Raw genomic sequence first — 12,594 nt, 5'->3', positions numbered from 1 at the left:
GCCGCACCCGCCGGCCCAGAGTCTCGACCCGGTGGGCCGCCGTTCGGTCAGGGGCCGCCCGGATGCGTGGCAACTTCAGCCTTTGTAGAGTGATCCTCATGTTCAGTGCACCTGATGACGCCGCGGGTCGCCCGGCGGGATCCGACGCGTTCACCGAATTCGAGAGCGACCTGACCGCCGAGGAGTGGCTCGCGAAGCACCGCGCCGGCGACCTGGGGCGCGGCCCGCTGTTCTGGTCGACGCTCGAGGTGATCTCGCCGACGAGGACGGTGGGACGGGGGCGCACCAACCTGACCCTCATCCGGCCGACCATCCTGCAGACCGACGCGACGGAGCCGTACGCCGGGTTCGACCGACGGGAGTCGCCGAGCCGCAACCCGGCCGTCTCCGTGCACTTCCGACCCGCCGCCTACGGAGCGACCGGAGTGGGCACGTACGTCTTCACGTTCGCGGTCGACGCCCCTGCCCGGGCGCACTTCAGGCCCGGCGGGTACGCCGGATCCGGAACGGTGGACGCGGCCGGTTCGGTCCGGTTCACGGGACGGCGCGCCATCACCGTGATCCTCCGCGACGTGCCGCCGGGGCTGGACGCCTCCGCCTCGATCGAACAGACGGACGGCGAGAGCTGGTCCTGGTTCAGCACGCGGATCGCCCTGCCGCCGATCGTCATCGGGCCCATCTCCGACGGATGACGCGGGACGCCCGTGAAACGACGAACGCCCCGGCGAGCCGGGGCGTTTCTCATGTGGTGGGCGATACTGGGATCGAACCAGTGACCTCTTCCGTGTCAGGGAAGCGCGCTACCGCTGCGCCAATCGCCCGGGTTTGAGTGAGCTGCGAGGGGCTCATTCGAGGTGGATACGGGATTCGAACCCGTGTATACGGCTTTGCAGGCCGCTGCCTCGCCTCTCGGCCAATCCACCGTTGCTTGGGTTCACCACCAAAGAACAAACCGGCTTGCGCCGGCTTGGTCAGAGCGGATGACGAGACTCGAACTCGCGACCCTCACCTTGGCAAGGTGATGCGCTACCAACTGCGCCACATCCGCGTTGCCCGCTGTTTTGCGTGCAGAGAGACTCTAACGGATGACGTGAACGAATGACAAACCGAGCGGGCCGCGTGGCACGTCATGGCCGATCAGCAGGCGAATCCGACCGTGCATGCCGGGCGTGTCGCCTGTTCGGGCGCCACTCCGGCACGCGTCGGATCCGCCCCACGCGGCCTCGGCCGGCACCGTCGACCGTCGACGCGCCCGGGCCCGCCGTCGATGTGCGCCGGAGCCCGCGCGTGGGCTAGTATCGAGTCCGCGGCACCGGCGAGGCCCGGTCCGCGACAACCCTGATGGGCGATTGGCGCAGCTGGTAGCGCGCTTCCTTCACACGGAAGAGGTCGTCGGTTCGAGCCCGGCATCGCCCACACGAACGGAACCCCCGGTCCAGCCGGGGGTTCTTCCGTTTCCCGACGCGTGCGCGCGCGTCAGTCCCAGCCGTACCGCGCGCGCAGCGCCTCGGTCACGCGCGCGTAGCGGGCGGCGTCCAACGATGCGGCCTCGCGCCGCATCCCGACGGCGTGCACCCGGAAGAGCCGGTCGACGCGCGCCCAGCTCGCACGCCCCTCGCCGTCCCACGCGCCGCTTCCGAGGGGCACGAGGTCGCGATCGCCGTCGCGGCCCTTGCTCGTCAGCTGCACGGCAAGGAACTCCCCCGGTCCGCCCGCGGCGACGATCACGACCGGCCGGTCCTTGCCCCGCCCGTCGTTCTCCTCGTACGGGACCCACGTCCACACCACCTCGCCCGGGTCCGGCTCGCCGTCGCGATCGGGCGTGTAGGCGAAGCGCACCCGCCGCACGCGCGCCGGGTCGACCTCGACGGTGGCGTGCGGGCCCGAGCGGCCGGGCCAGTCGTCGCGGTCGTCGGGGCGGCGGTCCGGCGCGGCATCCGGCACCCGGTTCGCGGGACGCACCCGGGCGGGCCCGGCGATCGAGCGGATGGCACGCCGAAGGGCGGTGAGGAGGCTGCGAGTGTCGGGCACCCCCGCAGACTATCCCCACCGCCCTCGCGGTGATCGTGCGGATCAGACGGTCTCGAGCTTGTAGCCCTCCTCGCCGTGGACGATGGTGTCGATGCCCGCCAGCTCGTCCTCGTTCTTCACGCGGAAGCCGATGGTCTTCTCGATCGCGAACCCGAGGACGAAGGCGACGACGAAGGAGTAGGCCAGCACGCCCACGGCCGCGATCGTCTGGACCGCGAGCTGGCCGAGGTCGCCGCCGACGAACAGGCCGGTGTCGATCGCGAAGAACCCGAGGTACAGCGTGCCGATGAGGCCGCCGACGAGGTGGATGCCCACGACGTCGAGCGAGTCGTCGAAGCCGAGCTTGAACTTCAGCTCGATGGCGAGGGCGCAGACCGCGCCCGCGACGGCACCGAGCAGGAGCGCCCATCCCGGCTCGAGGTTGGCGCAGGCGGGGGTGATGGCCACGAGGCCGGCGACGGCGCCCGATGCGGCACCGACCGAGGTGGGCTTGCCGTCCTTGAACTTCTCGACCACGAGCCAGCCGAGGATCGCCGCGGCGGTCGCGCCGAGCGTGTTGAGCACGATGAGGCCCGTGTTCGCGAGCTCGTTGAGGAACTCCGCACCCGCGTTGAAGCCGAACCAGCCGAACCAGAGCACCGAGGCGCCCAGGAGGGTCAGCGGCACGTTGTGGGGCTTGTCCATGCCCTTCTGGAAGCCGACGCGCTTGCCGAGCACGAGCGCCAGGGCGAGCGCCGCCGCACCGGCGTTGATGTGCACGGCCGTACCGCCCGCGTAGTCGATGACGCCGGGGAGGCCGAGCTCCTCGCCGAGGTTGAGGATCCAGCCGCCGCCCCAGACCCAGGCCGCGACCGGGAAGTAGACGAGCGTGGCCCAGACGCCGGCGAAGATCATCCAGGCGCCGAACTTGGCGCGGTCGGCGATCGCACCCGAGATCAGGGCGACGGTGATGATCGCGAAGGTCGCACCGAAGGCGACGCCGATCAGGTCGACGTTGGCCGTCTCACCCGTCGCGAGCGAGCCGAGCGCGAAGTCGGAGAACGGGTTGCCCGCGAAGCTCCACACGCTGTCGACCGCGCTCATGTTGTAGCCGTACAGCACCCAGAGGACGCTGATCAGGCCGAGTGCGCCGAAGCTCATCATCATCATGCTGACGACGCTCTTGGCCTTGACCAGGCCGCCGTAGAAGAACGCGACGCCCGGCGTCATGAACAGCACGAGCGCGGTGGCCGTGATCGCCCACGCAATGCTTCCCGTATCCATAGGTTTTCCTCACACCTCGTGATCTGCAGGGGACGTACCGCGAGGGGGTGAGACTGGGGCTCGGTCTCGGGGTACGGGGATCAGGATGGTGCGGGGACGTTTCGTCGACGGGGCACGAAGCGTTTCGCGACGGTTACGAAAACGCGGTCCGTGTAACGAGCGTGTTTCCGGATGCCGCGACGGCGCTCCGAATCGGCGGCTCAGTCGTGCGGCGGGAGCTCGCCGGTCGTCAGGGCGATCATGCGCGACATCGAGCGCTGATACTTCTTCCGGTAGCCGCCGTCGAGCATGCCGCCGCCGAACACCGCGTCCAGCGGCGTCCCGCTCGCGACGATGGGCACTTCGGCGTCGTAGACGCGGTCGATGAACGCCACGAGGCGCAGGGCGGCGTTCTGGTCGGTGAGCTCGTGCACCCCGGTGAGGGCGATGACCTCGGTGCCCTCGATGAGCTTGATGTACTTCGACGGGTGCACGGTGGCGAGGTGCGCGATGAGCGCGTCGAACCGATCCAGGGTGACGCGGTGCCCGCGGCCGGCGAGGGCAGATGCCGCGTGCTCGACGGCGGCGTCGTCCGCCATCGCCTCGGCGTGGCCCTCGGTGTCGCGGCGCCGGTAGTCCAGGCCGTCGATGCGGAGCGTCTCGAAGTTCGCGGCGAGCCCGTGGATCTCGCGCAGGAAGTCCGCCGCCGCGAACCGGCCCTCGCCGAGCGCGTTCGGCGGCGTGTTGCTCGTCGCCGCGACGCGCGTGCCGCCGGCCATGAGCTCGCCGAGGAATCGGGTCATGAGCATCGTGTCGCCCGGGTCGTCGAGCTCGAACTCGTCGATGCAGAGCAGGCGCGAGCCGCGCAGCAGCTCGACCGCGGGCGCGTAGCCCAGCGCACCGACGAGCGCCGTGTACTCGATGAACGTCCCGAAATACTTCGGTCCCGGTGCGACGTGCCAGAGCGCCGCGAGCAGGTGGGTCTTGCCCACGCCGAACCCGCCGTCGAGGTACACGCCCGGCAGCTCGGACTTCGGCTTTCGGTTGCGGGAGAAGAACCCGCCCGGATTGCGCTGGCCCCGCCATCCGTTCGCGAACTCGTGGAGCTTGTCGAGCGCGGCCTGCTGCGACGGGAAGTCGTGGTCGGGCCGGTACGACTCGAAGGAGGCGTGCTCGAACTGGGGCGGCGGCACGAGCTCGGAGGCGATCTCGGCACCCGTGATGGACGGGTTGCGGTCGACGAGGTGGCCGAGGGCGGATGCCGCTCCGGTGGTCATAGGCGTGGGACTCCCCTGTTGCACCTCATGACGGGTGCGGTGACTCCGTCGGGCGCGCCGCGTAGATTCGAGGGTGGACAGGTGACCAGCCTAGTCCCGGCTCCCCATCAGCCTCGCCCGACCGGGCGACCACAGGAGGTTCCCCATGCCCGTCGAGTTCGACACCGCCGCCAAGCTGGCCGAGTACGCGCACCCGGAGCGGCTCGTGACCACGGACTGGCTCGCCGACCAGCTCGGCCGGCCCGGACTCGTGGTCGTCGAGTCCGATGAAGACGTCCTGCTCTACGAGACCGGCCACATCCCGGGTGCGGTGAAGGTCGACTGGCACACCGAGCTCAACGACCCCGTCGTCCGCGACTACGTCTCGAGCGAGCGCTTCGCCGAGCTGCTCGGCTCGAAGGGGATCTCGCGCGACTCGACGGTCGTCATCTACGGCGACAAGAACAACTGGTGGGCCGCGTACGCCCTGTGGGTGTTCACGCTCTTCGGCCACGACGACGTGCGGCTGCTCGACGGCGGCCGCGACAAGTGGATCGCCGAGGGGCGACCGCTCACCACCGACACCCCCGAGGTCGAGCCCGTCGAGTACCCCGTGGTCGAGCGCGACGACTCGCGCGTGCGGGCGTACAAGGACGACGTGCTCGCGCACCTCGGCAAGCCCCTCATCGACGTGCGCTCACCCGAGGAGTACTCGGGCGAGCGCACGACCGCACCCGCCTACCCCGAGGAGGGGGCGCTGCGCGCCGGCCACATCCCGACCGCGGCATCGGTGCCGTGGGCGCGCGCCGCGGCTGAGGACGGCACCTTCCGCAGCCGTGCGGAGCTCGACGCGATCTACCGCGACGAGGTCGGCCTGCAGGAGGGCGACGAGGTCATCGCGTACTGCCGCATCGGCGAGCGCTCGAGCCACACGTGGTTCGTGCTCACGCACCTGCTCGGCTTCGACAAGGTGCGCAACTACGACGGCTCGTGGACCGAGTGGGGCAGCGCCGTCCGGGTGCCGATCGTGACCGGCACCGAGCGGGGCGAGGTGCCGGGGCGCTGAGGCCGCGTCCATCCCCGGGTGCGAGAATGTCGTCGATGGATGCAACGACCCTGCCCGCTGCGCTCGCCGAGACGCGCGAGGACTTCCTCGCGCTCGGGGTGAAGGACCGGCTGACGCTCCTGCTCGACTTCTCGAACGAGCTTCCGGAGCTGCCGGAGCGCTACCGCGACCACCCCGACCTGCTCGAGCGCGTCGAGGAGTGCCAGTCGCCGGTGTTCATCTTCGTCGAGGTCGACGAGGCGGGTCTGGTGCACATGCACGCCACGGCACCGGCCGAGGCGCCGACCACGCGCGGGTTCGCGTCGATCCTCGCGCAGGGCCTCGACGGGCTCACCCCCGAGCAGGTCTTCGCGATCCCGGCCGACTACCCGCAGTCCCTGGGGCTCGGCGAGGCGGTCTCGCCGCTCCGCGTCCGCGGCATGTCGGGCATGCTCGCGCGGGCGAAGCGCCAACTGCAGGAGCGCCTGGCCGCCTGAGCCGCGCGTCGGCGGGCCGCGGCGCCGCGGCTGCGGCTCACCGCTCCTCGAGCCAGTCGCGGACGAGTCCGGTCCACCGCTCGGGCGCGTGGTTCCAGAGCTTGGTGTGCCGCGCGCCCTCGAACACCTCGAACCGGACGAGGTCGGCCCGGACGGCCGCGAGCCGGCGTGAGCCCTCGATGGGCACGAACCCGTCGTCCTCGCTGTGCATGAGGAGCACGGGCACGTCGAGTTCGTCGGCGCGGGCGACGGCGTCGAGCGCCTCGAGATCGATGGGGGCCGCGAGGCCCGTGAGCGTGCCGCCGACGGGGGCGCTCAACACCCGGGCCACGACCCCGCCGAGCTCGGCGGGCAGGCCCAGGGCCCGCGCCTGGAAGCGGAGGATGTCGGCCCAGTCGACCGCGGGCGACTCGAGGACGAGTCCGACGAGGTGCTCCCGGACCTCGGCGGAGCGGAACACGGTCTGCAGCGAGATCGATCCGCCCATCGACCAGCCCATGAGGACGATGCGCCGGGCACCGCGGCGGACAGCGAATCGCACGGCGGCGACCACGTCCTCCCACTCGGTGCCGCCGAGCCCGTATCGGCGGTCCTCGCTCTCGGGCGCCTCGCCGTCGTTGCGGTACGAGATGAGCAGCGTCGACCATCCGGCCTCGCGCGCGGGCTGGACGGCGCGGAGGCCCTCGTGCCGCTTCGCGCCGCGGCCGTGCACCTGGATCACCCAGTCCGCGGAGACCCCGCCGGCGGCATCCGTCGCGGGCACGAACCACGCGGGTGCGGGACCGAGCGGGGTGTCGACGACCACGTTCTCGTAGCGCTCCGCGACCTCCCACGGGCCGAGGTGGAACCACCCGCTGATGCGCCCCCGACCGGCGCGGTCGAGCCGGCCGAAGTCGACCGACTCGATGGCGCGGCGCACGCGGTGGCCGTCGTCGTCGATGACGTCGCCGAGGCGGGCGTAGCCGGAGTCGTGCTCGAACCAGAGGCCGTACCGGCCGCGCATGCGAGCGTCGTCGGAGGCCGTGAGGACCACCTCGCCGGCCGCGAGGTCGACGCGCTCGAGGCGCTGGTCGTCCTCACGGGGCGGTTCGGGGCTGACGACCCGGCGGGCGAACACGACCGCGGTGGCCGTCACGGCGGCCATGAAGGCCGCGCCGACGAGTGCCACGCCGCCGAGCACGGCGGTGACCGGACCGATCGCTCGATCCACCCGTGACATCGCTCCCCCGTTCCGCGCCGCGTGGTCGATCCTCCCGGGGCGGTCGCGGCGTGCCGCCGACGTGCCCCCTGTCGCAGACTCTAGTCTGCACACGTGTCCGACTCGGCGTTGCCACCCCCGGAGTTCGCCGCGGCGCTCGAATCGCTGCGTGCTGCGGCACCGCGCCCTGAACTGCGCGTGTCGGAGATCGACGCGCCCTCGTCGCTGGCGCCCTGGGCCGTCGCCCTGGCCGCCGACGTCTCCCCCGGTCCGCACGGCGAGGACTCCGACCTCGGCACGGGCCGGTTCGTGCTGCTGTACGACCCGTCCGAGCCGGAGTCGTGGGGCGGCCGGTTCCGGGTGGTGTGCTTCACGCAGGCCCCGCTCGAGACCGACATCGGCGTCGATCCGTTCCTGGCGGATGTCGCGTGGTCGTGGCTCGTCGACGCGCTCGATGCTCGCGGCGCCCGATACGTCGCGGCGTCGGGGACCGTGACGAAGATCCTGTCCACCGGCTACGGCGAGCTCGCCCGCCAGGGCGACGGCGCACAGCTCGAGCTCCGCGCGTCGTGGACGCCGCTCGACGAGCACGCCGCGCCGCATGTGGAAGGGTGGAGTGAGTTGTTGTGCATGCTGGCGGGGCTGCCTCCCCGAACCGAGGGGGTGACGGCCCTTCCCCGACGGAGGAGGAACCGTGGCTGACGAGTTCCGCGTGATCGAGACCCGCGAGGCGTACGGCGAGGCCGTCGAGCGCATCGCGGGCGGCGTGGGCCCGGTGGCCGTGGATGCCGAGCGTGCCAGCGGGTTCCGCTATTCGCAGCGCGCGTACCTCATCCAGCTCTTCCGGCGGGACGCGGGCACCTTCCTGTTCGACCCGACGACGATCGGCGGCTTCGAGGAGCTGCAGTCGGTGATCCGCGACGAGGAGTGGGTGCTCCACGCCGCGAGCCAGGACCTCGCCTGCCTGCGCGAGGTGGGGCTCGACCCCGCCGCGATCTTCGACACCGAGCTCGCAGCGCGCCTGCTCGGGATGCCGCGGGTGGGGCTCGCCTCGGTGGTCGAGGAACTGCTCGACATCCGCCTCGCGAAGGAGCACTCGGCCGCCGACTGGTCGACGCGCCCGCTCCCGCAGTCGTGGTTGCGGTACGCCGCGCTCGACGTGGAGCTCCTCGTCGACGTCCGCGACCGGCTCGCGGAGCGGCTCGTGGACGCAGGCAAGGAGGAGATCGCCCGGCAGGAGTTCGACGCCACGGTCCGACGCGAGGCGAAGCCGCCCGCCGCCGAGCCGTGGCGCCGGCTGAGCGGCATCCACTCTCTGCGTTCGCCGCGGAACCTCGCTGTCGCGCGCGCCCTCTGGCACGCCCGCGACGCCCTCGCCGCCGAGACCGACACCGCGCCCGGCCGCCTCGTGCCCGACGCGTCGATCCTCGCCGCCGCGAAGGCGCTGCCGGAGTCCAAGCGGGCCCTCGCCGACCTCAAGGCGTTCAATGGCCGCGCGAGCCGGTCAGAGATCGATCGCTGGTGGTCCGCGATCGAGGAGGCGCGGACCGCCGCGCCGCCCGCCGCGCGCGTTCCGAGCGACGCCCCGCCGCCGCCTCGATCCTGGGCCGCCCGCAACCCCGAAGCCGACGCCCGGCTCCGCCTCGCGAAGGCCGCCGTGACCGAGATCGCCGAGCAGCACGACATGCCCGTCGAGAACCTCCTGACGCCCGACCACCTGCGCCGGCTCGCGTGGCATCCGCCCGCCGAGCCGACCCCGGACGCGGTGGCCGGCGAGCTCGCGGCGCTCGGCGCACGACCGTGGCAGGTTGCCGCTACCGCACAGATAATCGCGGCCGCGTTTGTGAAGGCGGCACAATCCCTCGAGGATGCCGCGCACGACGCTTCGTAGGAACCGCCAACCGATTCCGTCGGCCCGATCGGCGTTCCTAGGATCGGGTGATTCCTCATTCGAAAGGGAGCTGCAGCGTGGCTGAACGAGCTGATGTCGTCTTCGTCGACGGGGTCCGAACCCCCTTCGGCAAGGCCGGCGAAAAGGGCATGTACTGGAACACCCGAGCCGACGATCTGGTCGTGAAGGCGATCGTCGGACTCCTGGAACGCAACCCGAGCGCCCCGAAGGAGCAGATCGACGACGTGGCCATCGCCGCCACGACCCAGGCCGGCGACCAGGGCCTGACCATCGGCCGCACGGCCGCCATCCTCGCGGGCCTGCCCAAGTCGGTGCCCGGCTTCGCGATCGACCGCATGTGCGCCGGCGCGATGACGTCCGTCGCCATGCTCGCGGGCTCGATCGGCTACGGCCAGTACCGCCTCGCCATCGGCGGCGGCGTGGAGCACATGGGCCACCACCCCATGGGCAGCGGCGTCGACCCCAACCCCCGCTTCGTCGCGGAGCGGATGGTCTCGGAGGACGCCCTCGTCATGGGTGCCACCGCCGAGCGCATCCACGACCGCTTCCCGCACCTGACCAAGGAGCGCGCCGACCGCTACGCGCTGGGCAGCCAGCGGAAGACCGCGGCGGCGTACGAGGCCGGCAAGATCCAGCAGGACCTCGTCCCCGTCGCCATCCGCACCGCCGAGGGCTGGGGGCTCGCGACGCGCGACGAGGTCATGCGACCGGAGACCACGATGGAGGGCCTCGCCGGGCTCAAGACCCCGTTCCGTCCGCACGGCCGGGTCACCGCCGGCAACGCGTCGGGCCTCAACGACGGCGCGACCGCGGCACTCCTCGCGAGCGCCGACGCCGCGAAGGAATTCGGCCTGAACGTCAAGATGAAGCTCGTGAGCTACGCCTTCGCGGGCGTCGACCCCGAGATCATGGGCATCGGCCCCGTCCCGGCGACCGAGAAGGCGCTGCGGCTGGCCGGACTCAAGATGGACGACATCGGGCTCATCGAGGTCAACGAGGCGTTCGCCGTCCAGGTGCTCTCGCTGCTCGACCACTACGGCATCGACGACGACGACCCCCGCGTGAACCCGTGGGGCGGAGCGATCGCGGTGGGTCACCCCCTCGCCTCGTCGGGCGTGCGCCTGATGAACCAGCTCGCCAGCCAGTTCGCCGAGCGCCCCGACGTCCGCTACGGCATCACCACCATGTGCGTGGGCCTCGGACAGGGCGGCACGATGATCTGGGAGAACCCGAACTACTCGCGCAAGGCCGCGAAGAAGGCCTGAGGGGAATGATGACCGACTACACCAAGATCGACTTCTCCGAGCTCGAGACGCTGTCCGACGACGAGGTCGTCACGCACTCGTACGTGCGCGACATCCCCATCTCCGAGGGGCGCACGCTCGCGCTCATCACGCTCGACAACGGCCGCGACCACACCCGTCCCAACACGCTCGGACCCAAGTCGCTGCTCGAGTACGCCGCGACCCTCGACGGGCTGCGCGAGCGGGCCGCGGCCGGCGAGATCCACGCGGTCGCGGTGACCGGCAAGCCGTTCATCCTCGCCGCGGGCGCCGACCTGTCGAAGGTCGCCGAGATCCCCAGCCGGGAGATCGCGCTCCGCATGGGGCAGCTCGGACACCACGCCCTCGGCAAGCTCTCGGAGGTGGGCGTCCCGTCGTTCGCCTTCATCAACGGACTGGCGCTCGGCGGCGGCCTCGAGATCGCCCTGAACGCCGACTACCGCACCGTCGACGCGTCCACGCCGGCCGTGGCGCTGCCCGAGGTGTTCCTCGGCCTCATCCCCGGCTGGGGCGGCGCCTACCTGCTGCCGAACCTGATCGGCATCGAGAACGCGCTCAAGGTCGTCATCGAGAATCCGCTCAAGCAGAACCGCACGCTGAAGGCGGGCGACGTGCTGGAGCTCGGCATCGCCGACGCCCTGTTCCCGTCGGTGAACTACCTCGAGGACTCCATCCGCTGGGCCGACGGCGTGGTCTCCGGCCGCGTGAAGGTCAAGCGCCCGAACGAGCCCGGCAAGGTCGAGCGCCTGGTCAAGTGGGATGCCGCGATCGGCATCGCCCGCAAGATGCTGCAGAGCCGCATCGGCTCGGTGCCCAAGTCGCCCTACGCGGCGCTCGACCTGCTGAAGGCCGCGAAGTCCGGCACGAAGGCCGAGGGCTTCGAGCGCGAGGACGAGGTCCTCGCCGACCTCATCGCCGGCGACCAGCTGCAGGCATCCGTCTACGCCTTCAACCTCGTGCAGAAGCGCGCGAAGAAGCCGGCAGGCGCCCCCGACAAGGCGCTCGCCAAGCCGGTCACCAAGGTGGGCGTCCTCGGCGCCGGCTACATGGCCAGCCAGTTCGCGCTGCTGTTCGTCCGGCGACTCCAGGTGCCGGTCGTGATCACCGACCTCGACCAGGCGCGCGTCGACAAGGGCGTGGCGTACATCACCGGCGAGATCGACACCCTGCGCGACAAGGGCCGCATCTCCCCCGACGAGGCGAACCGCCTGAAGGCGCTCGTGCACGGCACGACCGACAAGTCCGAGTTCGCCGACTGCGACTGGGTCATCGAGGCCGTGTTCGAGGAGCTCGAGATCAAGCAGCAGGTGTTCGCCGAGGTCGAGCAGTTCATCTCGCCCGAGGCGGTCCTCGCGACGAACACCTCGTCGCTCTCCGTGGAGCAGATCGGCGCGAAGCTCCAGCACCCCGAGCGCGTGGTGGGCTTCCACTTCTTCACTCCTGTCGCGGTCATGCCGCTGATCGAGGTCGTGAAGACGAGCAGCACGGATGACGCGACGCTCTCGACCGCGATGGTGACCGCGGCGAAGCTCAAGAAGAACGCGGTGATCACCGCCGACACGCCGGGCTTCGTCGTGAACCGCCTGCTGGCGGTGCTCCTCGGCGAGGCGATGCGCGCGGTCGACGAGGGCACGCCCTTCGAGACCGTCGACGAGGCGATGGCCCCGCTCGGCCTGCCCATGGCTCCGTCGCACCTGCTCGACCTCGTCGGGCTCAAGGTCGGCGCGCATGTGCTCGACACCCACCACGCGGCGTTCCCCGACCGGTTCTACCGTTCCGAGAACCTGCACCGGCTCGCCGACTACGGCAAGCTGCTCGAGAAGGACGACAAGGGCAAGGTCAAGGGCTTCGACAAGGGCGCGATGAAGATCGTCTCCGGCGGCACGAACCCCTCGTCGCCCGATGAGATCCTGACCCGCCTGCAGGACGGCCTGGCGCGTGAGACGAAGCTCATGCTCGACGACGGCGTCGTGAGCGCCGCGGAGGACATCGACCTCTGCATGATCCTCGGGGCGGGTTTCCCGTTCCAGATGGGCGGGCTCACGCCGTACCTCGACCGGGTGGGAGCGTCGGAGCGCGTCTTCGGCGACACGTTCCACCACCCGCCGATCCGCGGCGTCGACGCCTGAT

Annotated in this window: 11 protein-coding genes and 4 tRNA genes; 8 read left to right on the top strand and 7 right to left on the bottom strand. The window is 71.1% G+C overall.

Features of this window, described 5'->3' with window-relative positions; genetic code table 11:
• Nucleotides 1–98 precede the first annotated feature (98 nt).
• Nucleotides 99–692: a hypothetical protein gene (locus tag AVP42_RS06290; protein ID WP_157356749.1), complete on the top strand. Its 594-nt coding sequence runs from the start codon at nt 99–101 to the stop codon at nt 690–692.
• A gap of 54 nt (nt 693–746) precedes the next feature.
• Here AVP42_RS06290 and AVP42_RS06285 read toward each other — a convergent pair.
• The 3 genes from AVP42_RS06285 to AVP42_RS06275 form a co-directional block, all read right to left on the bottom strand.
• Nucleotides 747–821: transfer RNA gene (locus AVP42_RS06285), tRNA-Val, on the bottom strand.
• 31 nt (nt 822–852) lie between these two features.
• Nucleotides 853–923: transfer RNA gene (locus tag AVP42_RS06280), tRNA-Cys, on the bottom strand.
• 52 nt (nt 924–975) lie between these two features.
• Nucleotides 976–1,048: transfer RNA gene (locus tag AVP42_RS06275), tRNA-Gly, on the bottom strand.
• Nucleotides 1,049–1,343: 295 nt separating this feature from the next.
• Here AVP42_RS06275 and AVP42_RS06270 point away from each other — a divergent pair.
• Nucleotides 1,344–1,416, top strand: a tRNA-Val gene (locus tag AVP42_RS06270).
• A gap of 60 nt (nt 1,417–1,476) precedes the next feature.
• Here AVP42_RS06270 and AVP42_RS06265 read toward each other — a convergent pair.
• From AVP42_RS06265 to zapE, 3 genes are all read right to left on the bottom strand, one after another.
• On the bottom strand, nt 1,477–2,031 hold the full coding sequence (locus AVP42_RS06265; protein WP_231878558.1) for a type II toxin-antitoxin system PemK/MazF family toxin: 555 nt from the start codon (nt 2,029–2,031) through the stop codon (nt 1,477–1,479).
• A gap of 42 nt (nt 2,032–2,073) precedes the next feature.
• A complete protein-coding gene (locus tag AVP42_RS06260) occupies nt 2,074–3,294 on the bottom strand; it encodes an ammonium transporter (protein ID WP_067947201.1) in 1,221 nt (406 codons plus the stop codon).
• Nucleotides 3,295–3,494: 200 nt separating this feature from the next.
• Complete coding sequence (gene zapE / locus AVP42_RS06255; protein ID WP_067947199.1) at nt 3,495–4,550, bottom strand: cell division protein ZapE; 1,056 nt, start codon at nt 4,548–4,550, stop codon at nt 3,495–3,497.
• Nucleotides 4,551–4,695: 145 nt separating this feature from the next.
• Here zapE and AVP42_RS06250 point away from each other — a divergent pair, with 145 nt between their 5' ends.
• Together AVP42_RS06250 and AVP42_RS06245 are read left to right on the top strand one after the other, a co-directional pair.
• Nucleotides 4,696–5,595, top strand: coding sequence for a sulfurtransferase (locus AVP42_RS06250; RefSeq protein WP_067947197.1), 900 nt, complete (start codon nt 4,696–4,698; stop codon nt 5,593–5,595).
• Between the two features lie 35 nt (nt 5,596–5,630).
• Entirely contained in the window at nt 5,631–6,071 is a 441-nt protein-coding gene (locus AVP42_RS06245) for a SufE family protein (protein WP_067947195.1), read from the top strand.
• 37 nt (nt 6,072–6,108) lie between these two features.
• Here the strand turns inward: AVP42_RS06245 and AVP42_RS06240 are convergent, their stop codons facing one another.
• Nucleotides 6,109–7,290, bottom strand: a complete 1,182-nt coding sequence (locus tag AVP42_RS06240) for a S9 family peptidase (protein ID WP_067947193.1) — start codon at nt 7,288–7,290, stop codon at nt 6,109–6,111.
• Between the two features lie 93 nt (nt 7,291–7,383).
• Here AVP42_RS06240 and AVP42_RS06235 point away from each other — a divergent pair, with 93 nt between their 5' ends.
• The 4 genes from AVP42_RS06235 to AVP42_RS06220 all read left to right on the top strand — a co-directional run bounded on the left by AVP42_RS06235 (nt 7,384) and on the right by AVP42_RS06220 (nt 12,593).
• Nucleotides 7,384–7,971 (top strand): DUF3000 domain-containing protein, encoded by a 588-nt coding sequence (locus AVP42_RS06235; protein ID WP_067947191.1) that lies wholly within the window; start codon nt 7,384–7,386, stop codon nt 7,969–7,971.
• A complete protein-coding gene (locus AVP42_RS06230) occupies nt 7,964–9,160 on the top strand; it encodes an HRDC domain-containing protein (RefSeq protein WP_067947189.1) in 1,197 nt (398 codons plus the stop codon). The genes AVP42_RS06235 and AVP42_RS06230 overlap by 8 nt, the downstream gene beginning before the upstream one ends.
• A gap of 77 nt (nt 9,161–9,237) precedes the next feature.
• Nucleotides 9,238–10,446, top strand: a complete 1,209-nt coding sequence (locus AVP42_RS06225) for an acetyl-CoA C-acyltransferase (protein WP_067947187.1) — start codon at nt 9,238–9,240, stop codon at nt 10,444–10,446.
• An 8-nt stretch (nt 10,447–10,454) separates the two neighbouring features.
• Nucleotides 10,455–12,593, top strand: coding sequence for a 3-hydroxyacyl-CoA dehydrogenase NAD-binding domain-containing protein (locus AVP42_RS06220; protein ID WP_067947406.1), 2,139 nt, complete (start codon nt 10,455–10,457; stop codon nt 12,591–12,593).
• Nucleotide 12,594: the final 1 nt, after the last annotated feature.

The organism is Agromyces sp. NDB4Y10, from assembly GCF_001620055.1.
Classification (GTDB): domain Bacteria; phylum Actinomycetota; class Actinomycetes; order Actinomycetales; family Microbacteriaceae; genus Agromyces; species Agromyces indicus.
This window is presented reverse-complemented; position numbering and strand designations above follow the sequence as displayed.